11 protein-coding genes and 1 riboswitch are annotated in these 23173 nt (G+C 29.9%); of the genes, 5 read left to right on the top strand and 6 right to left on the bottom strand.

The window, feature by feature from the left end; all coding sequences use genetic code 11:
* Positions 1-19: 19 nt before the first annotated feature.
* A complete protein-coding gene (gene folD, locus C4S77_RS04120) occupies positions 20-904 on the top strand; it encodes a bifunctional methylenetetrahydrofolate dehydrogenase/methenyltetrahydrofolate cyclohydrolase FolD (protein WP_105246267.1) in 885 nt (294 codons plus the stop codon).
* Positions 905-975: 71 nt separating this feature from the next.
* On the opposite strand, the gene C4S77_RS04115 is transcribed toward folD, so the two are convergent.
* The 3 genes from C4S77_RS04115 to C4S77_RS04105 are packed head-to-tail and all read right to left on the bottom strand — an operon-like array spanning position 976 to position 5128.
* Entirely contained in the window at positions 976-1875 is a 900-nt protein-coding gene (locus C4S77_RS04115; protein WP_105246265.1) for a DUF6607 family protein, read from the bottom strand.
* 27 nt (positions 1876-1902) lie between these two features.
* Entirely contained in the window at positions 1903-2964 is a 1062-nt protein-coding gene (locus C4S77_RS04110) for an HmuY family protein (protein WP_105246263.1), read from the bottom strand.
* A 4-nt stretch (positions 2965-2968) separates the two neighbouring features.
* Entirely contained in the window at positions 2969-5128 is a 2160-nt protein-coding gene (locus C4S77_RS04105; RefSeq protein ID WP_105246261.1) for a TonB-dependent receptor plug domain-containing protein, read from the bottom strand.
* Positions 5129-5498: 370 nt separating this feature from the next.
* Here C4S77_RS04105 and C4S77_RS04100 point away from each other — a divergent pair, with 370 nt between their 5' ends.
* The 4 genes from C4S77_RS04100 to C4S77_RS12950 all read left to right on the top strand — a co-directional run bounded on the left by C4S77_RS04100 (position 5499) and on the right by C4S77_RS12950 (position 12346).
* Positions 5499-8042 carry an ATP-dependent Clp protease ATP-binding subunit gene (locus tag C4S77_RS04100; protein ID WP_105246260.1) on the top strand — a complete coding sequence of 848 codons (2544 nt, stop codon included), beginning with the start codon at positions 5499-5501 and terminating at the stop codon, positions 8040-8042.
* Between the two features lie 148 nt (positions 8043-8190).
* Positions 8191-8290: riboswitch (SAM riboswitch) on the top strand.
* A 100-nt stretch (positions 8291-8390) separates the two neighbouring features.
* Entirely contained in the window at positions 8391-10850 is a 2460-nt protein-coding gene (locus C4S77_RS04095) for a TonB-dependent receptor plug domain-containing protein (RefSeq protein ID WP_105246258.1), read from the top strand.
* Positions 10851-10870: 20 nt separating this feature from the next.
* Positions 10871-12154: an APC family permease gene (locus tag C4S77_RS04090; protein WP_105246256.1), complete on the top strand. Its 1284-nt coding sequence runs from the start codon at positions 10871-10873 to the stop codon at positions 12152-12154.
* A 15-nt stretch (positions 12155-12169) separates the two neighbouring features.
* A complete protein-coding gene (locus C4S77_RS12950; protein WP_181042809.1) occupies positions 12170-12346 on the top strand; it encodes a hypothetical protein in 177 nt (58 codons plus the stop codon).
* 73 nt (positions 12347-12419) lie between these two features.
* Here C4S77_RS12950 and C4S77_RS04085 read toward each other — a convergent pair whose 3' ends face one another.
* The 3 genes from C4S77_RS04085 to C4S77_RS04075 all read right to left on the bottom strand — a co-directional run.
* Positions 12420-18770 carry a pre-peptidase C-terminal domain-containing protein gene (locus C4S77_RS04085; RefSeq protein ID WP_105246254.1) on the bottom strand — a complete coding sequence of 2117 codons (6351 nt, stop codon included), beginning with the start codon at positions 18768-18770 and terminating at the stop codon, positions 12420-12422.
* A 472-nt stretch (positions 18771-19242) separates the two neighbouring features.
* The gene (locus C4S77_RS04080) at positions 19243-21360 is read right to left on the bottom strand and encodes a C10 family peptidase (protein WP_105246252.1); all 2118 of its coding nucleotides are present in this window, start codon (positions 21358-21360) and stop codon (positions 19243-19245) included.
* Positions 21361-21715: 355 nt separating this feature from the next.
* Positions 21716-23173 (bottom strand): pre-peptidase C-terminal domain-containing protein (locus C4S77_RS04075; RefSeq protein ID WP_146106034.1); only part of this gene is annotated, 1458 nt, incomplete at its 5' end.

Genomic DNA, 23173 nt, shown 5'->3' with positions numbered 1-23173 from the left:
TAAACTAATAAACTATATTATGGCTAATATTTTAGATGGTCTAAAACTATCCAAACAAATTAAACAAGAAATTAAAGAAGAGGTAGCACAATATGTAAATAAAAGTTTTCGTCCACCTCATTTATCTGCTGTATTAGTAGGAAACAACGGAGCAAGTGTTACTTATGTCGATAATAAAATAAAAGATTGCCATGCCGTAGGTTTTCGTTCTTCTTTAGTAAAACTTCCGGGTAATATAAACGAAAATGAGTTATTGCAAGAAATAAAAAAACTGAATGAGGATAAAGATTTAGATGGATTTATAGTACAATTACCTTTACCAGATCATATAGATCAAGAAAAAATAATTATGGCAATAGATCCCGAAAAAGATGTAGATGGTTTTCATCCCCAGAATTTCGGAAAAATGGCTTTAGAAATGGAAAGTTTTTTACCGGCTACTCCGTATGGAATTATGACGATGCTGAAAAGATATAATGTACCTACTCAGGGTAAAAATGTTGTAGTAATAGGAAGAAGCAGAATTGTAGGGAGGCCAATGAGCATATTAATGAGTAGAAAAGGATACCCGGGAGACGCTACTGTAACTCTTACCCATTCAAAAACACAAAACTTACAAGATTTTACTAAAAACGCAGATATTGTAATAACAGCATTAGGGGTTCCTAATTTTTTAAAAGGTTCTATGATAAAAAAAGGAGCTGTAATTATTGATGTGGGAATTACACGTATTGATGACTCAACAAAAGAACGAGGTTTTTATTTAGCGGGAGATGTTGACTATAATGATGTTTCTGAAAAAGCCTCTTGGATAACACCAGTTCCTGGTGGAGTAGGACCTATGACGAGAGCCATGCTGTTAAAAAACACCTTAATTGCTTATAAAAAAAATATTAACGGTTGAAATTGAAATATCCTAATAAATTCAGATATATAAAATTTATTTCTGAATTTATTAGGAATTAAAATAAAAAGTTATTTTTCTACAAATTTGTTGATTTCTTTATCGATTTCCTTTTGTGATACATCAGTGTTATACTTCGATAATATTTCAAACAATTCTATATCATTTTTTTGTTTTTTCATAATAAGGTCTTTATTACGTTTATAAACCTTATCCCAAGAATTTCTTACCTTATCCCATATTGAAGAATTTTGTGACCACCACTGCTCTGCAGCCAGACATCTTTCAGGATTAACCTTTTTATATACATTTTCTCCTCTTTCCTGAGCTATTAGAATGTCTTTAGACTTTTTTTTGCGTAATATTTTTCTATTGTCTTGAATATGAATCCAACCATAATCAGTAATTTCTTGACGGTTTGTTCTATTCAACACATTATAATCATCTCTTTGAGTATATTCCCTACGAGGAAGCGGTGCATCTGCATTATTTTCCCAATAATTTTTATTATCTACATGAATCCATGTAGAACTCCCTTGATAACGGGGACTGTCATCAACCTGATAAACCTTTTGCGTCCATTGACCTAAGACCTCACTTTTAGGCAGAGATTTATATTTCCATTTTGTACCCTTATCAAAAGTGTATAAATCAGTATTCTGATAAATCCAATCTTGTCTCCAATGTTTAACAATCATTGCACTATCTTTAGAACCTACAATTAAAAGATGTTGAATTGAAATTTTATCTCCTGTATCTTCAATTATTTTTGCAAGTTCTAATGCATGAGTTTTTTCTCTGTCATGGAATTTATAATTTTTATCTGGTGAAAAGGTTTCGGCATAATTAAATGTTACTTCATAACATCCCGCCATAGATTTAATAGATTTTTGATCTTGTTCTTTAGTACTTTGACCAAAATTAATTAGAGAAATAGAACAAGAAATAAAAATAAAAATAATTTTTTTCATATAATTGATATTAAAATTTGAAATTTTTTAAAGAGGCTTATACTCAAATTCAGGATATCCTCTATGTCCTTCATTGTTAGTCATTTTCAAAAAACGAATCTTATAGAGGGTTCCTATATTATCTTTAATAACATAAAAACGGTTTGTATAAACAGTAGCTCCTGCATACGTACTTCTCCATGTAGATCCAATGACCCGTTGATCATCATATATAAACTTAGAGGGGTCTACTTGGTCTTTTGTAAAATTTTCATATGTAAGACTAGATGTTGTAGTATTTACTTGGTAAGCTGCGGTTTTATTTAAAGTATTCAAAATAACAAAATCTGCAAAAGAATATGTACCATGTCCTACATTTTCATTTGTAAAAACTGTAAAACAAAGATCCCAGTTATCTTTTGGAGGTTGTATATCTTCAATACCATTTTCCAAGCTTAGGAAATTAAAAAGATAATTATTATTTTTATTAATAATAAATTCTTTATGAGTAGTATCTGATAAATTGGCATATTGTATTTTGTATTGGTTGTTTTTGTATCTTAAAATTCGAACTTTTTTCCATCCTCTAAAATCTCCGCTACTATGTAATGAGGTTTCATTTCCTTTATAAACAGCATATCCCATATTAATAAGATAAACTTTATTTTCCGAATCATTAATACTAATTTTATCAATAGCAGTTCTTTTCAAATAATTGCCTTTAATATCATCTACATACTTAACATTTTCTGCATCAAAATTGTTAACTAAAACAGAAAGTTTGAGAGAGGCTACATTTGCTTCCGTTACAGCATCAATATCTGTAAACTCTGTTTTCCCGGCAGCCATTAATATAGATCCGTTAAGAATCACCAAAAATTCATTTCCATTATAAAAACCAAAGTCCCAGGAATCTCTTTGGTTTACCTTCATGGTTTGTGTATCAAGATCTATCCAAACCTGGTTTGGTTCTGCAGGTCCGCCTACATTTGGAGCTAAAACGGCTCCCGAAGGTTGCGGCACAAATATAGGATCATCATCTGTATTACAACCAATTAATAATACAGATAAAAAAATATAGCGTATTTTTTTTACAATATGAGGTATCATAATATTAAAAATCTAAATTAAATCCAAGTTTTAAGAAATAAGAACGTCCATAAAATAAATTTATGCTGGATATAGGTCCTTGATGAGCACCTGATTGAGCAGCAGTTGTATTAACATTTTTTATATCAAAAATATTTCTAACTCCTGCAGTAATTTCAATTTTATTTTTGAATAAATATTTTCTTATTGAAGCATCCAGTTGATTAAAATCTTCTTGTTTACCTAAATAAAAAGAATCTGAATTTGAATCATATATATATCCAGACTCTTTACCGGTATATTTATAGTATATAGAAATTGTAGTTTCCCATTTTTGAATCGTATAATTTACGTTAGAATTGAGTTGAAAATTGTATAGATATTTATCATTAGGAACGGTTACATGTATTCCATTTATATTATCATTTAGTTTCCTGGAAATTCCAAAAACCGATGCTCCAAGGCTAAAATCAATATTTTTATATTGAAAAGAATTACCCCCTTGTATGCCCCAACTTGAATATTTATCTATATTAATATATTTATAATGCAAAGGGACAATACTAACAGTAGAAAGTTCTATTTTATCTTTAAGTTCAATATAAATAGTGCTTAAATTAAATGAAGTTTTTAGGTCATTATTAGAAATAATTTTTTGATTCCAATGAATAGCGGTAGAATATCCTTTTTCAGGATTGAGATCAGAATTTCCTTGTATATCGTGATTGCTATCTACAAAATATGTATATAATTCATCAAAATTAGGCGTACGGTTTGAAGATGAAAATTCAGCTCTAATATCTGATAATTTAGATAATTCATATTTCATGGCAAATGAATATGAATATTGGTTTTCGAATTTAGAATTAAAGCTGGATCTAAATCCCGGACGTAGAGATAGCCCTACGTTTGTACGTATTTCACTAGAAATGAAAATATCATAATTATCCAAATGTTTCCTTACATCTTCTTGAAAACCGGATACATTTAATCCTGCAATACTTGCTGAGTTTGCAGCTCTAAATCCTTCGATTAAATTAATTTCATAACCCAGTTGAAAATCCAGAATTTTGCTTTTTATAAAATTACTAAACGTTCCGCGGTTATACCAAGCTTCTGTTTTTGCATAACTTTTATACGGGTTTTTAAAATTAAAAACTTCCCTTTTACCAATGTCATAAATATAATCTCTATATTTTCTGTTTTGTTCCTGATATGAAAAATCTCCATTATAGTCAATTTGATTAAAGAATCGGGTTTTTAAAAATACGTGATGTAACCATCGTTGCGTATTATAATCTCTATCTGTAGATGAATATGTATATAAACCGCCCAAATATAAAGGAGCATATTTTACTATAGGATTATAATATTTAATTATTTCATCTAAGAATTGAACTTTATAAAATGCGGAAAAATTTTTAGACTTAAAACTAATTAAAGCATTTGCATTCCACTGTTGTTTAGGTAACCATTCATATCCTCTTTTTCCATCGTTTTCATAATATCTTTTCCCTTCCTTATTATCAAAAAAACCTTGAAAATTATTACTGTTAATCCCTGCAGAAATAAACCATTTATTAGATAAATTGTGAGATACTTCTAAAGATTGAATGTGGCGTCCTTTTTCTTTCCAGTCATATTCATTACCTACGGATTCTTCTTGGGTATATCCTGAAATTTTCCATTTTTCAGGAATCTTTTTCTTAGTAATAATGTTAATAATCCCTGTTAATGAATTAGAACCATAATCAACCCCCATACTACCACGTACTATTTCAATTTGTTCTACATTATCTAGATTTATTTTAGTTAAATCTATAGTATTTCCCATACCATTATCACTCACTAAAGGAATATTATCTATCATTACTTTAAAATATTGTCCGTTTAAACCGAAAAGAGATACTTGAGAGTCTCCGGTATCTTGTTTAGGGACAACTAAGAAATTGAGATTATAGTTTAATACATCAGCTAAAGTACTGGCTGCTCTATTTTTAATATCTTGTTCTGATATAATTTCAACCTGATAGATTGATTTAGCTAAAGATTGAGGAGAATATTGTCCGGTAATGATCACATCGTCTATGTTTCTATAAGATAAACTATCTTTTATATGTTGAGACTTTGTGAAGCAAAAAATAAAATATAAAATAAAAAAAGAATAAAATCTATTTATATACATTATAATGATAATTTTAGTTTATACAAATATAATTATTATTTAGAATCAATCTAATTAATATATAAATTAATTTAATTATTTGTTGAAGTTTAAAGAATATCTCCTTTTTAGAAGGATAAAAAGTGTTTTCATGAATATAAAAAGAAATAAAATATAAAAGCGCAAGAAAAGATAAATATTATTTAAAAGTAGCATTAATTATTTAGAATAAATTTAAATAAGCTATCTTTGAAAAATGTTATAGTAAAATTAAAAGTATAAAATATGACAGAATATCCGAAAAATAAATTGGCATAATAAATGTTATTATGATAAAGGAATTATTAAATTTGTATAATCCAAAGTAATTTTTTAAGATTTAAACTTATACATGAACGAAAATTTTTCACAACAAATAAAAGATGTAATTAGCTTCAGCAATGAAGAAGTATTACGATTGGGAAATGACCATTTGGGTACAGAACATCTCATCTTAGGAATGTTACGTGAAGGTAATAATAAAGCAATTTCTGTACTCCAAAGTTTGAATATTGATTTAAGTGAGCTAAGAAGACAAATAGAGAACCTTAATTCTACGGTTAACGTAGTTAAAATAGAAAGAAATAATATACCTTTTACTAAGGCGGCAGAAAGAGCCTTAAAAACCAGTTTTTTAGAAGCCAAATTATTTAAAAGTCCGGAAATAGAACCCATACACTTATTATTATGTATTTTAAGGATTGAAAGCGATCCGGTAACTCAGATATTTAAAAAATATGGAGTTGATGCAAATGCAGTAAGGGAAGAATATCGATTTCAATTTCAAGAAGATTTTACAGAGCAACCCTCAGCAGAATTTTCAGAAGATGAAGCAGGAGGAGAGTATTCTAACTATGGCGAATCTTCTAATAAATCTTCTGGAGGTGGAGGAACATCTAAAAGTAGAACTCCGGTTTTAGATAATTTTGGAAGAGATCTAACTATGGCTGCAGCTGAAGGTAAATTAGACCCGGTTGTGGGGAGAGAAAAAGAAATAGAAAGGGTTTCACAAATATTAAGTAGAAGGAAAAAGAATAATCCATTATTAATAGGAGAACCAGGAGTAGGTAAATCCGCTATAGCAGAAGGTTTAGCATTAAGAATCATTCAAAAAAAAGTATCTAGGGTTTTATATAATAAAAGAGTAGTTACCTTAGATGTGGCCAGTTTAGTTGCAGGAACTAAATATAGAGGACAATTTGAAGAAAGAATGAAAGCTATAATGAATGAATTAGAGAAAAATTCAGACATTATATTATTTATAGATGAAGTACATACCATTGTTGGCGCCGGAGGAGCTACCGGATCATTAGATGCTTCTAATATGTTTAAACCGGCATTGGCTAGAGGAGAAATACAATGTATTGGTGCTACTACATTAGATGAATATCGTCAATACATAGAAAAAGATGGAGCTTTAGAAAGAAGGTTTCAAAAGGTAATGGTAGAACAAACTTCGCCGGAAGAAACCATCATAATTCTTAATCAAATTAAAAATAAATATGAGGAGCATCATAATGTAACTTATACAGATGAAGCTATTAAAGCATGTGTCTTTCTAACCACAAGGTATATTACGGATAGATTTTTGCCAGATAAGGCGATAGATGCCTTAGATGAAGCAGGATCTCGTGTACACATAAAAAATATCAAAGTTCCTCAGGAAATACTGACTTACGAAAAAGATTTAGAAAAAATAAGAGCCAAAAAAACCAAAGTTATTAAGAGTCAGAAATATGAGGAAGCTGCTCAATTAAGAGATACGGAAAAAGAAATCGAATCTAAGTTGGCTAATGCTCAAAGAGAATGGGAAAAAGTTTCACGAGAAAATAGAGAAGTTGTAACCGAAGATAATGTAGCTGAAGTAGTTTCTATGATGAGTGGAGTACCGGTACAACGAGTAGCGGAAGGAGAACTTCAGAAACTAGCTCAAATGAAAGACTTGATGAAAGGAAAAATTATAGGTCAGGATGAAGCTGTAAACAAAGTGGTAAAAGCAATTCAAAGAAACCGAGCAGGACTAAAAGATCCTAACCGACCTATAGGAACTTTCATTTTCTTAGGATCTACCGGTGTAGGAAAAACTCAATTAGCTAAAGTAATGGCGAAAGAATTGTTTGATTCAGAGGATGCTCTTATTAGAATTGATATGAGCGAATATATGGAAAAATTTGCGGTATCAAGATTAGTAGGTGCGCCTCCGGGATATGTAGGGTATGAAGAAGGAGGACAGCTGACAGAAGCCGTGAGAAGAAAACCTTATGCAGTAATATTACTTGATGAAATAGAAAAAGCTCACCCGGATGTTTTTAATATATTGTTACAAATATTGGATGATGGACATGTAACCGATAGTTTAGGAAGAAAAATAGATTTTAGGAATACTATCATAATATTGACTTCCAATATAGGAACTCGAGAATTAAAAGAATTTGGCGATGGAGTTGGTTTTGGTACTTCTGCTAAAAAATCATCTTCAGATGCAAGAGCAAAATCAACTTTAGAAAATGCTTTAAAAAGAACTTTTGCTCCAGAATTTCTAAACAGGATAGATGACGTAATTGTATTTAACAACTTAGATAAAGATAACATTTCTAAAATTATTGATCTCGAATTACAAAAAGTATATGCAAGAATTGATAAATTAGGATACAAAGTAGAATTATCTCCAGAAGCTAAAGAATTTATTATAGAAAAAGGATGGGATAAAAACTTTGGAGCACGTCCTCTTAAAAGAGCTATACAAAAGTATATAGAAGATTTAATTGCTGAAGAAATAATTAATTCTTCAATATTAAAAGAAGATCATATACAAATTCGTTTAAATAAAGATAAAAGTAATACTGAGATAAAAAATTTAGGTAAAAAAGAAAAAACATCAGAATCGAAAGAGTAAGAAAATAAAATATATATTCTAAAAAAGCCACTTGATCAAGTGGCTTTTTTAGTTTGTAAATGAATTGGATATAAAACTGATTTTAAACAACAAGAAAATTATTTTATTTAAGATAATTAAATTCTATAAAATAATAATATATTTGCAAGACTTATCAAGAAAGGTGGAGGGACTGGCCCTGTGAAACCTTGGCAACCGGCTAACTTCAGCATGGTGCTAATTCCAGCCCTTAAGGGGAAAGATGAGTGATTTGCTTAAATAAAAATCTCCCAAGCGAATAAAATCTTTTCTTTAAGACTTTCTTGATTAAGATTATTTATAAAATGATCTAATAATTAAAAAAAGAGAATGAAAAAAAAGATTTTATTAATTTTATCCTTATTATTTGTAAGTTTTTTTGAATATATAACAGCTCAGGAAAAAGTAGCCATAGACTCTTTGGAACAGTTTAATGATTTAGATGAAGTAGTTATAATAGGAGGAAGGAATTCCGAGAGAACCGTTGTAAATTCTCCTGTAGCCATAGATGTTATTGATGTTAGGAAAATTGAAAAAAATTCACCACAACTTACAGCTAATGATTTATTAAATTATTTGGTTCCTTCATTTAATTCGGTACGTCAATCATCCTCAGACGGTACCGAACACATAGATCCGGCAACTTTGAGAGGTATGGGACCAGATCAGGTTTTGGTTTTAGTAAATGGAAAAAGACGTCATACTACTTCTTTAGTTAATTATCAAAATACAGTAGGCAATGGTTCAGTAGGGACAGATTTAAGTGCAATACCTGTTTCAGCAATAGAAAAAATTGAAGTATTAAGAGATGGAGCAGCAGCACAATATGGATCTGATGCCATAGCAGGAGTAATTAATATTATTTTAAAAAAAAATGAAGGAGGATCAGCCTCTATATCTTATGGAATAACTAATAGAAAAGATGGTGAAAACTACAACTTTAGTGGAAATTATGGAACTAAATTAGGAACTAATGGAGGTTCTATAAACCTTTCACTGGTGGTAAGCCAAAGAAATAAAACGAACCGTTCATATGAAAACAATTTAGATAAGTTTGGAAACAATTTTGCTTATGAATTTGCTCCAAATCCAGAACAGGCAAGAGCAGAAGATGAACAAATTATGGCAGCAAAGGGGCTTACACAAAGAGATTTTAGATTTAGAATAGGTGATGCACAGATTAAAAATCAACAATTTTTTATAAATGCTATCTATCCTCTCTCAGATAAATTTAACTTATATTCTTTCGGCGGAGCTAGTTTAAGGCAGGGAGAAGGAGCAGAGTTCAGGAGACTTCCTAGCGAAACCTCTAATGTTGTATCAGAATATTATCCCAACGGATTTCAGCCTTTGTTAAAATCTACTATTTATGATATATCTAATGCCACAGGAGTTAGGTATTATTATAATAATTGGAATATTGATTTAAGTAATACCTTAGGACAAAATATCTTTAATTATAAAGTAGCTCAAACCAATAATGCATCCTTAGGTGTAAATTCTCCTACAGAATTTAAAGCAGGAGGACATGAATTTTTACAAAATACTATAAACTTAGATATAGCTAAAAATTTTAATCACATCTTTACCTTAGCTTTTGGAGGAGAATTCAGATATGAGCAATATCAGATAAAAACAGGGGAAGAAGCCTCTTGGGGACGATATGATAAATTTGGTAATATTGTAACAGCGATTACTGATCCATCAAATATTATAGCAGCAGGTGGCTCACAGGGATTTATAGGATTTTCACCGGCAAATGCGCTAAAAAAAGATAGAAATAATGTGGCAGGTTATGCAGATTTGGCCTTTAAAACCAATAAATTTTCCGGAGATATAGCCGGAAGATATGAGCATTATTCTGATTTTGGAAATTCTTTAACAGGAAAATTAGCTTTACGTTATGAATATGCAAACGGTTTTGCAATAAGAGGTGCATTTAGTACAGGATTCAGAGCTCCATCTTTACAACAACAATATTTTAATAATTCATTTTCAGATATCTCCACTTCAGGTTCAGGCATAGTTTCCAAAGGAATTTTTACAAATGAAAGTATTTTGGCTAAAGCTTTAGGCATAGAGAAATTGAAAGAAGAAAAATCTATTAATGCAAGTGCCGGATTAACTTTCAGACCCTCAAAAAACTTATATATTACAGCAGATGCTTATTACATTAAGGTAGATGATCGAATTGTTCTTACCAGTGAATTTGTAAATCCCATCATTCAATCCTATGGAGTAGAAGGAGCAAGATTTTTTACAAATGCTATAGATACTGAGACTAAAGGAATTGATATTGTGGCAACTTATAAGTTAAATATTGGATTAGGTAACTTAACCATTAATTTATCAGGCAATTATACACAAACTGAGATTGTAGATTTTCATTTTCCTGAAGTATTTGGGGGAAATATAAATGAATATTTCGGTCCCGATCAGACAAATATAATTGAATCTTTAAGCCCTAAAACCAAGGCTACTTTAGGTTTTGTGTATAATCTTTCAAAATGGAATTTTTTAGTAAGAAATACCTATTTTGGAAAAGTTACCAGAGATGGTTATCCTTTTGGTAAAGTGCAGCATCATGATCCTAAATTAGTAACAGATTTAAGTATTAGTTACGATATATTTAAAAATTTTACTCTAACCGTGGGAGGGAATAATATATTTGATATTTTCCCGGATAAACAGATATATGAAAATTCTTATTATCACGTATTCAAATATGCTCCGGTGCAGATGGGTACCACAGGGGCTAATTGGTTTGCAAAACTTAATATGAATTTTTAGATTTCAAAGTAAATTAAAAAGTGGCAGCAAAAAAAATAGGTTGGAAAACAGCTACGGCTATAGTAGTATCAAATATGATCGGCACTGGAGTTTTTACCAGTTTAGGATATCAGGTGCCTGAGTTACATAATAGTATATCATTACTTCTTTTATGGTTTGCAGGAGGAGTTTTGGCATTAATAGGTGCTTTTATATATGCAGAATTGGGTGCATATTTTAAACAATCTGGTGGTGATTATATATACCTTTCCCGTACCTATCATCCTATAATGGGATACCTTACCAGTTGGGTTTCTCTTATTGTTGGTTTTTCAGCTCCGGTTTCACTGGCAGCACTGGCAATGTCAAAATATTTAGGAATAGAACATGTAAAAACTTTTGCTATAGTTATAATAATATTTATAGCTTTTTTTCAATGTTTTAGCCTAAAAATAAGCAGTCATTTTCAAAATTTTTTTGCATTTCTCAAAGTCGTATTTATTATAGTACTCATTTGGGTAGGAATTTATATAAGTCCCACTCAGCCTAATGCTTTACTTTGGGATTCTTCTTGGAAAAATGAAATAATTCTTCCCGCTTTTGCCAGTTCTTTAGTTTTCGTTACCTATGCGTATACTGGTTGGAATTCAGCTTCTTATATTGTAGAAGAAATAAAAATTCCTAAAATAAATCTTCCTAAAGCACTGATTATAGGAACTGTATTTGTAACTGTAAGTTATGTGTTGTTAAATTATGTCTTATTAAAACATGCAAGTATAGAGGAACTTGAGAATAAAGAAGAGGTAGCCAATATAGCTTTTTATCATGTTTTAGGTAAACAGGGAGTAAAATGGGTAAGTTATTTTATAGCTCTACAGCTGGTAGCAACAATTAGTGGTTATTTATGGGTGGGTTCCAGAGTGACACAAGCTACAGCCAAAGAAAATCATTTATGGAAGCCCTTAGGAAAAGAAAATAAAAACGGAATTCCTATATATGCAATTTTCGCTCATACCATTATTAGTATAATTATTATATTAAGTGGTAAGTTTGAAGAAATTTTTATCTACACAGCCTTTGTACTTCAATTGTTAGCGACAGCCGCTGTGAGCACTTCTTTATTTTTGAAAAAGAAGGACCGTACTTTAATTAAAAAAAGCTGGTTTTTATTATTGCCCATAATCTTTTTACTTTTTAGTTTTTATATTCTATACTTTACTTTTATTAACCATCCGAGAGAAAGTTTAATAGGCATAGCTATTGTTGGAGTAGGAGGAGTATTATATTTTTTTGATAAAACTAAAATGGTAAAAAATCATAAATAGAAAACATGAATGTCTATGAAAGAATTTAATGATTTTATAGTAAGTAATAATGAGAGTAAGAAATTATCAAATAAAGTAAAAGCGATATATATGCCCTATTTTTTAATATTTTTTGAAAGACAAGGAATGGATTTTAAAAAGTATTTAGGTCATATTAATAGGTTGATAATTGTACAGAAAAGAGTCAGATAAAATTCAGTATTATAAAAATAAACAAAAAAAACCGAAAGATCAATCTTTCGGTTTTTTTTGTTAATAAATGAAATTATTTTTTAATAAACTTATAATTTTTACCCTTAATACTTAAATAATACATATTAGGAGATAAATCGGAAACATTTATAGATATAATACCTTCTACTCTGATAGGGAAGAATTTAACAATTCTACCATTTCTGTCATAAATAGTTAGGGTAGTATGTTCCTTTTTACCTGAATATATACCTTTTATATTGATGATGTCCTCAACTGGGTTAGGATATAGTATAACAGAGGTATTATTTTCAGAATTAAGAATTCCATTATTTAATTTAGGATCAGATGCATTAGCATTTTTAATAGTAGTAGTATTAGCTTCAACTATTAGGTTATAGCATTGTTTAATATCAAAACAATGCTTATTACCGTAAACAACTACATAATAAGTACCCTGATCTAAATTTTTAGAGAAAACAGATTTATTTGAGTTTTTCTTTTTATTACCTTTTCCAATTCTTTTATTTGAAACATCATATATTTCAAAATTATAATCATTAGGAAGGTCTTGTAAAGTAACGGTAACATTAGAGATACTATTAAGAGAAAACTTAAAATAATCTTTATCTGTAGCAGAGCCGATTCCTGCGTAGTAATTAGTATTAGTATTAATAGCTGTAGCTTGCGCAAAAGAATCGTTAGGTTCATAATTATTAACACAAGTAGATTTTGATTCTGTAGCTTCAACTCTGAGGTTATAACACTGATTAATGTCATAATAACCACTATTTCCGTAAACCACTACATAATAAGAACCCGGTTCAAGATTATTTAGAGAAACCGATTCATTAGAAGTGCCGGAATTAATACCAGAACCAATTTGCACCTTAGAAGCATTATAAACTATTAAATTATAATCCTTAGGAAGGTCTTGTAAAGTAACAGTAACGTTGGATTTACTATCGAGGGTAAACTTATAATAATCTTTATCGATAGCAGACCCTATTCCTGCAGAATAATTAGTATTGGTTTGAATAGTTGATGCTTGTGCAAAAGAATCGTTGGGTTCATAATTAGTAATACAAGAAGCTATTACTGTTGCTTCAACATAGAGATTATAGCAATGAATAATATCAAAATTACCATTTTCTCCGTAAACCACTACATAATAAGTGCCCGGTACTAGATTGTTAAGAGTAACAGATTCATTAGAAGTACCAGAATTAGTACTGGAAACAATTTGTACCTGAGAAGCATTATATACCATTAAATTATAATCTTTAGGAAGGTTTTGTAAACTAATAGTAATATTAGACTTAGTATCTATGGTAAACTTGTAATAATCCTTATCTGTTGCAGAACCAATTGCTGCAGAATAATTGGTATTGGTATGAATAGGTGTAGCAGATGTAAAATAATCGTTGGGCTCATAGTTAGCCACACAAGGAGATGCTTCAGTTGTCTCGATTAAGAGGTTGTAACATTGTGTTACATCAAAATTATAATTTCCTTCAACAACTACATAATAAGTGTCTGGTTCTAGACTCTCAAAGTGAACAGATTCATTAGAAAAACCAGAATTATTACTCAAACCAATTAGTGTTGAACCACTATATACTTTTAAATCATAATCCTTAGGAAGGTTTTGTAAATTAACGGTAACCTTGGAATTACGAGTTATACTAAACTTATAATAATCTTTATCTCCATAAGAACCAATACCTGCGGAATAGTTAGTGTTGGTATCAATATCTTTTGCGGTACTAAAAGAATCATTAGGTTCAAAGTTATCAATACAAGAAGACTTAACTATAGTTTCATTAACTTTGAGGTTATAACATTCTGTAAAATCAAAATAATCTGGAGCAGCATAAATTTGCACGTAATAAGTTCCCGGCTCTAAATTATTAAGGGTAATCATTTTTTCAGAATTAAAAAAAGAAGTAGCCCCTTTTTGTTCTTTCGAACTATTAAATACTTTAAAATCATTACGAGAGTAATCTAAAGTAATAGGATTTTGTAAACTAACAGTCACATTGGATTTATTGCTCAGAGTAAACTTATAATAATCTTTATCTGTATTAGAATCAATTGCTGCAGAATAATTGGTATTAGTGTTAATAGCTACTGCAGATTCAAATGAATCATTTGGTTCATAATTAGTCGAACAAGAAGCTTCTTCTTTCGCCTCAACTTTTAGGTTGTAACAAACAGGTTTTTTAAAATCTATTGTATATAAATATAAATAATAAGTACCTGGTTCTAATTTAACATTATAAAATGAATAACCCTCAATTTTTTCTTGAAAACTGTTATATAAATTATAACCACAATCACCATCTATATGAATGAAAACCTTGGACCTTTTATTCAGAGTAAACTTATAATAATCTTTATCTGTGGCAGAATCAATACTTCCGGCATATCTAGTGTTATTATCAATAGCTGTAGCTGTTTTAAAAGAATCATTAGGTTCATAGCTATTGGCTATACAAGGAATATCTTTGTCATATGCCTTTACTTGTAATTTATAACACTGATTCATAGCATATGTATCTTTACTTTCTACAAATAAATAATAGGTACCCGGTTCTAGGGTGTTAAGCGGAATACTTATATCGTCAATACCATTGGAAGTACTTTGACCAATAAGTTTTTGCGAACTATCATATACATTTATATTACAGCTTGTAGTAATATTTTGTAAAGTAACGGTAGCATTAGATTTACTGTTTAGGGTAAATTTATAATAATCTTTGTCTGTAGCAGATTCGATCCTTGCGCTATAAATGATATTGGTATTTATAGCTGTTGCAGACGCAAAAGAATCATTGGGTTCGTTGTTATCAATACAAGGGGTCTCTACTTGAACATTTAGTTTATAGCATTCTGTAATGTCAAAACCAGCTCTTTTTATATATACATAATAAGTTCCCGGGCTAAGATTGTTTAATTGGATAACAGAATTACCAGAACCAATTTGATTTTTTGAAGCGTCATATACTTTAAAATCATGATTATCAATTGAACTTTGTAAACTAACGGAAACGTTGGATTTACTGTTCAAGGTAAATTTATAATAATCAAAATCACCATCATAGCTTATCGCTCCGTAGTAATCTGTATTAGTTTTAATAGCGGTTGCAGAATCAAAAAAATTATTCGGTTCATAGTTATCAATACAAGAAGCTTCTTCTTTCACTTTAATTGTTAAGTCATAACATTTGGAAATATCAAAATCCGAAAAATTAGCAATAAGCACATAGTAAGTACCCGGTTCTAATTTTCTACAATCATAACTTGAAATATATTCTTTTGAACTGTTATATACACTTATATTACTATTGTTTATATTATCTAAAGAAATCTTAACACTGGAAGTCTTGTTTAAGGTAAACTTATAATAATCTTTATCGTTAAGATATCCATACCCAGCACTATAGGTAGTATTAATTTCTATAGGAGTAGCAGATTCAAAAGTATCATTAGGTTCATAATTAGCGTTACATGACGCCGGTCTATCAATTTTTAAGGAATAACATTTGGTAATATCATAATAGCCATTTTCCCCGTAAACAACCACATAATAAGTACCATGCTCAAGATTGTTAAATTTAGCCGTTTTATTATCATTAAAAATAGTACCGGAACCAATTTGAGCTTGAGAATTGTTATATACTATAAAATTAATATTTTCAGGAGAGCTTAAAGTAATTAAAATATCAGAATTTTCGTCTAGCTTAAACTTATAATAATCTTTATCTGTTGCTGAACCAATGCCTGCAGTTTGTATATATTTATTATTAATACCTGCAGTTTGTTCGTAATTGGTATAAACCCATGTAGCAGTAGCAAAAGAATCATTAGGTTCGTCTTTAGGGATACAAGAAAACTCTGCTAATTCATCAAAACTGATGGTATAACATTGAGTATTATCAAAATTACCATTATTACCATAAACATATATGTAATAAGTACCCGCCTCTAAATCAGGTAAAGCAACCGATTCATTAGTAGTACCGGAATTAGTACCGGAACCAATTTGTTTTTTTGAAGAGTTATATACTATTAAATTATAATCTTTAGGTAGATCATCTAAATGAACGGTAACCTTAGCTCTTTTATTTAACGTAAACTTATAATAATCTTTATCTGTGGCAGATGTTATTCCAGAATGGTAGTCTGTTACCCTTTTAATTTCTGTGGCTGTTTCGAAAGAATCATTGGGCTCGTATTTATAAGGGTCACAAGGAGGCAATAATTCCTCTGAGTGAAGAACCAGATTGTAACACTTAGTCAAATCACTATATTGACTAGCTTCTACAACTAGATAATAAGTTCCTGGCTTTTGATTCATAAGAGACACCCAATAATAAGGAGCAGAGGATTCATTAATATAATTTTGCGCACTGTCATATACCTTTATAGTATATCCGGTAGGATATCCTTCTAAACCAACATCAAAATTAGATAAAGCGTTTAAGGTAAACTTGTAATAGTCTTTATCCGTAGGAGATCCAATCTTGGCTAAGAAAGAAGCATTATTATTAATAGCTGTTGCAGTTGCAAAAGAATCATTAGGTTCAAAGTTATCGGTACAAGAATTATATTCTAAAGTAGTTGCTTTAATTTTGAAATTATAACACTGGGTAAAATTATAATCTAAATTAGCTCCGTCAACATATAAATAATAGGTTCCTGGATTTATTTTGTATAATGTCAAATTTGGATCATCACGGCGACTAATATCTGAAGTTATTTCTTTTAGTGAACTATCATAAATATATATGCGATGAGTTTTAGACATGTTTTCAAAATAAATAGAAACATCGGATAAATTGTCGATAGTAAACTTATAATAATCTTTATCCGTAGAAGAACTAAATCCTGCAAAATATACAGTTTCATCTGTATTAACAGACTTTGCAGATTCAAAAGAATCATTAGGTTCGAAGTTAGCTATACAGGGACCTTGTGTTGATATTGTATTAAAATAAGCTAAAGTATAATTTGAAGTACTAGAACCTGAACAATTGGCCTTGACTCTCCAACTGTAAGCTGTATTAGCAGCTAACCCCGAAAGGGTAAAGGAAGTAGAATTAATACTCGTGTTAGCTGTAGTCCAGGTGGTAGCTGAAGCAGTTTTATATTCTACTGTATAATTTTGAGCTCCGCTTGCTGCATTCCATTTAAGGAGAACACTATTTTCAGAGATATTAGAAGCAGAAAGCCCGGTGAGTGTAGAACAGGTGGAGGCAGGTGGATAAATGTTGAAAATTGCGATTTGTTGATCATTATATTGTTCTAAATCATCTAAAGAATAGTAACCATTATCAGTGCCTCCATAACCATAATTATGATGATATAAATTGTTGGAATCATAACCATCTATAACAAAAGAATGTCCACCTCCACGTACTTGAGCTCCGTAAACAAAAACAGGATATCCTTTGGCTAACTGGTCCTTAATTGAGTTTTTCCATTCAGTATTATCTTCATAGTAAGCAGGCCTTGATTTCATTTGAACATCAGGGCTGTATTTAAAGTAATTTTTTAAGGCAGAGACAATAGCGTCATGGTTGCCCATACTACCATAATACTGATATTTCATATCAACTGCAATTCCGACATGAAGCATTAAAGTAGCAACAGCATCAACTTCTGCTTCAGTAGATGCTGAAGAAAGTGAATTAGGCATATTTCCCCATTGATAGGTAGTGTTTTGGAAATCAGCGGTTAATGTTTTTCCATTCGTGTCAGGAATAGTATAAGTATGCGTTCCTTTTCCCGTAACAGGATAGTTCCAGTATTTCATTATTTGAGCCAAAGCCGTGGCAACATCTCCTGTAGCAGTTGTTTTCCCATTAATAATAGGAGTAAACTTATTATAATACTTAGTTTCAGCCCAAGTAGTTTGAATAAGAGGTTTAACACTTTCAGGCTGTGATGATTTAGCATTTATAGGTGAAGGGAGGGGCTTTCCGGAAAGTAAAGCTTCCCACTCTTTTTTAATTAATGAATTGCCCTCATTAATCACTTTTTTGAATTTGTTTTTTCTTAAATTTTCACAGGCTGCCTGATAACCGTCAAGAATGCGTAAAAATCCCGGAGATGCAGATCCATTTGTAGATAAGGGAGAATCAAATGAATAAGCTAGAATAGGATGATTTCCCATTTCGGAAGAAATAATACAAAATCCCTTTCCGTTATTGATTTTAAAAATATAGAAACCATCGTACTTTTTATTTATTTGATTTGTAACATTGGTTAATTGTACTTCTCTTGATTTGTTATTTTCAGATTTAAGAGTAAGAAAATTTTTTGCTACCAATTGAGCGGTTTCTTCAGAAATTTCTTGTCCATGGAAAGAATAGGATAAAATAAATCCTATAATGATAAAAATAGGTTTAAATTTAATCATAGACTAGTAATATTTATTAAAATAAAAATTATTAAATAATAAAAATATTCAAAATATAACATGTATTCAATACTTTAAAAAGAAGTAGAATATGAAAGATCGTAACTATTTTAATTTTAAATTAAAAGTAGTTTTTTATATGGTTTAAAATTTAATATAATTATTTCATAGATTTAATTTTAAGGGATTATTACTAAGTAAAATTATAATTTATTATTCATAATTTAATTACTCAATTAAAATATTTATTTTATTTAATTAACAAATATTAATATTTTATTTTTTATATGTATAAATTATTTTGTATTTATTATATAAATACATGTCAAATATAGATGCGAAAAGTGATTTAATAGGAAATCTGAAAAATTTTAAAAAGTTAAATAATCTTAATTTATATTTATTATATTATAGACAAATAAAAAACCGAAAGTTTAAACTTTCGGTTTTTTTATCTATTTAACAGAGAGATTTATTTTTTAATAAACTTGTAATTTTTACCCTTAATTCTTAAAAAATACAGATTAGGAGATAAATCGGAAACATTAATAGAAATAATATTTTCTAACCTGATAGAAAAGCTTTTAACAATTCTACCATTTCTATCATAAATAGTTAGGTTTGCATATTCCTTTTTATCTGAATATATTCCTTTTATATTGATGATATCCTCAACAGGGTTAGGATATAGTATAACAGGGTTATTATTTTTTGTATTAGGAATTTCATTGTCTATCAGCGTATCTGATATATTAATATTTTTATACGTAATATAATTTCCTTCCACCTTTAGTGTATAGCACTGGTTAACATCAAAATTACCTTTTTTATCATAAACTTGCACATAATAAGTATCTGGTTTTAAAGTTTTAGAGAAAACGGATTTATTTAATTTTTTCTTTCTAGTACTTTTTCCTATTCTTTTGTATGAACTGTTATATACTATAAAATTATAATCCTTAAATAGATTTTGTAGAGTAACCGTTATGCTAGATTTACTATTCAAAATGAACTTATAATAATCTTTATCTGAAGCAGAACCGATTCCTGCGGAATATTCAATATTAGAATGAATAGATGTCGCTTGTGCAAAAGAATCATTAGGTTCATAACTAGCAATACAAGGGGCTTGTGCCGGTATAGTATTAAAATTAGCTTGAGAATAAAGCGAAGTATTAGAATCTAGACAATTAGACCTGACCCTCCAGTTATAAGCAGTATTAGCTATTAATCCCGAAAGGGTTAGGGTAGTGGAATTAGTAGCAGCGTTGGCTATAGTCCAGGTAGAAGCAGAAGCAGTTTTATATTCCACTGTGTAATTTTGCGCTCCGTCTACCGCTTTCCAGCTGAGAACGGCATTGATATCAGTAATATTTGAGGTTGAAAGTGCGGTGGGTTTAGAACAGGTGTAAGATGAAGGGTAAATATTGATAATTACGGCTTGCCTTCCGGTATATCCTTTAGGATTAGTTATCTGATAATAACCGTTAGAACTTCCTCCCCACCCAAAATTAAAATGAATCAAATTGTTGGCATCATATCCATCAGCAATAAATGCATGTCCACCGGAAGAGGACCTTCCGGAAAAATAGACAGGATAACCTTTGGCTAACTGATCTTTAACCAAATTTATCCATTTAATATCACTTGCATAGTCAGATCTATATTCAATATCAATATCCGAGCTATATTTAAAGTAATTTATTAGAGCAAAGGGAACCTTTTTACTATATGCCCCGGAACCGTTTGGACCATATGTCATTTCAACAGAGATTCCGGCATGAAGCATTAGAGTAGCTACAGCATCAATTTCTGCGTCAGTAGATGATGATGAAAGTGAATTAGGCATTGTATCCCAGAGATAAGTAGCATTTTCAAAATCAGCAGTTAATGTTTTCCCTTTCCAGTCATACTTAGAATTATCAATGGTATAAGTATAAGTTCCGTTTCCTTTAACCGGATAATTCCAATATTTCATTATTTGAGCCATGGCCGTAGCAACACATCCCGTAGGACAAGATTTATCTTCATAGGTAAGAGGTACAAATTTATTATAGTATGGACTTTGTTTCCAAGTGGTTTCAAGAAGGGGTTCAACATTTTCAGGATATGATAATTTGGCTTTTTTAGTTGAAGGAAGAGTTTTCCCATCAAGTAAAGCTTCCCACTCTTTTATAATTAATACGTGATCTTCTTCATTAATGATTTTTTTGGATTTGTTTTTCCTTAAATATTCGTTGGCTGCCTGAAACTCGTTAAGAATGTATAAAAATTCGGGCGATATTGGCTCTTCTGTAGAAAAAGTGGAATCAAAAGAGTAAGCTAAGACTGGATGATTCTCTTTTTCGGAAGAAATAATACAAAATCCTTGTCCATTAGCGGTTTTAAAAATATAAAAACCATTGTACTTTTTATCAATTTGAGCTGTAATATTAGTTAATTGAACTTCCTGTGATCTTTTTATTTCAGATTTTTGGCTAATAAAGTTTTTTGCTACTATTCGGGCGGTTTCTTCGGAAATGTTTTGTCCCTGAAAATAATAGGAAATAAAAAATCCTAAAATAATAAAAATAGATTTAAATTTAATCATAAGGTAGTATTGTTTAATAAATTAAAAAAAATATTCGATAAATATTCAAAATATAAATAATATGTATTCTAAACTTTAAAGTGAAGTAGAATAAGAAAAAATCAGAACTATTTTAATATCAAGTTAAAAGTAGTTGTTTTTTAATATATAATAAAAAATAGAATTATGTCATAAATATAATGTTTATAAAATTAGTTTGTACAAATATATAAAAAATTAATTTATATTTATTTTTTCGAATAAATGGAAAAAGTGTTTGAATGTAAAGTATTGGATATTAATTATAAAAGCTAAAAATTATACAAAAAAAACCGAAAGATATTTCTTTCGGTTTTTTGTTTGTTTAACAAGAAATTTATTTTTTAATAAACTTGTAATTTTTACCCTTAATACTTAAGTAATACACATTAGGAGATAAATCAGAAACATTTATAGAAATAACATTTTCTACTTTGGTAAGGAAGGATTTAACAATACTTCCATTTCTGTCGAAAATTGTTAGGGTTGTATGTTCTTTTTTTTCAGAATATATTCCTTTTATATTGATGATGTCCTCAACAGGATTAGGATATAGTATAACAGAGGTATTATTTTCTGTATTAAGAAGTTCATAAGTTGCTATATTAACATCCTTATTAATATTAATAGCATTAGTAGTCTGTATTTTCAAATTATAGCATCGATTAATATCAAAATTGCCATTATATCCTTCTACAACTACATAATAAGTACCTGGCTTTAGATAATTAAGAGTAATGGACTCATTAGAAGTTCCTCCGAGAGCACTTTTTCCTATTTGATTTTGCGCAATATTATATATGATTAAGTCATAATTTTTAGGGAGATTTTGTAGAGTAACCGTCACGTTAGATTTACTGTTTAGTGTAAACTTATAATAATCTTTATCTGCGGAGGAGCCAATTCCTGCATAGTAATTAGTATTTGTATTAATGTCTGTTGCCTTGGCAAAAGAATCATTAGGTTCGTAGTTGACAATACAAGGAGCAATTGCAGTTGCTTCAGCTTTAAGTGTATAGCATCGATTAATATCAAAATTGCCATTATATCCTTCTACAACTACATAATAAGTACCCGGATCTAGATAATTAATCGTTATGGACTCATTAGAAGTTCCTCCGAGAGCACTTTTTCCTATTTGACCTTGCGCAATATTATATATGATTAAGTCATAATTTTTAGGGAGATTTTGTAAAGTAACCGTCACAATGGATTTACTGTTTAGAGTAAACTTATAAAAATCTTTATCCGTAGAGGAGCCAATTCCTGCATAGTAATTAGTATTTGTATTAATGGCTGTTGCCTTGGCAAAATAATCATTAGGTTCGTAGTTGACAATACAAGGAGCAATTGCAGTTGCTTCAGCTTTAAGTGTATAGCATCGATTAATATCAAAATTGCCATTATATCCTTCTACAACTACATAATAAGTACCCGGATCTAGATAATTAATCGTTATGGACTCATTAGAAGTTCCTCCGAGAGCACTTTTTCCTATTTGACCTTGCGCAATATTATATATGATTAAGTCATAATTTTTAGGGAGATTTTGTAAAGTAACCGTCACAATGGATTTACTGTTTAGAGTAAACTTATAAAAATCTTTATCCGTAGAGGAGCCAATTCCTGCATAGTAATTAGTATTTGTATTAATGGCTGTTGCCTTGGCAAAATAATCATTAGGTTCGTAGTTGACAATACAAGGAGCAATTGCAGTTGCTTCAGCTTTAAGTGTATAGCATCGATTAATATCAAAATTGCCATTATATCCTTCTACAACTACATAATAAGTACC

This window comes from Apibacter adventoris (assembly GCF_002964975.1).
Classification (GTDB): Bacteria; Bacteroidota; Bacteroidia; order Flavobacteriales; family Weeksellaceae; genus Apibacter; species Apibacter adventoris.
The sequence above is the reverse complement of the archived record's forward strand: the minus strand, read 5'-3'. Positions and strand labels throughout refer to the sequence as shown.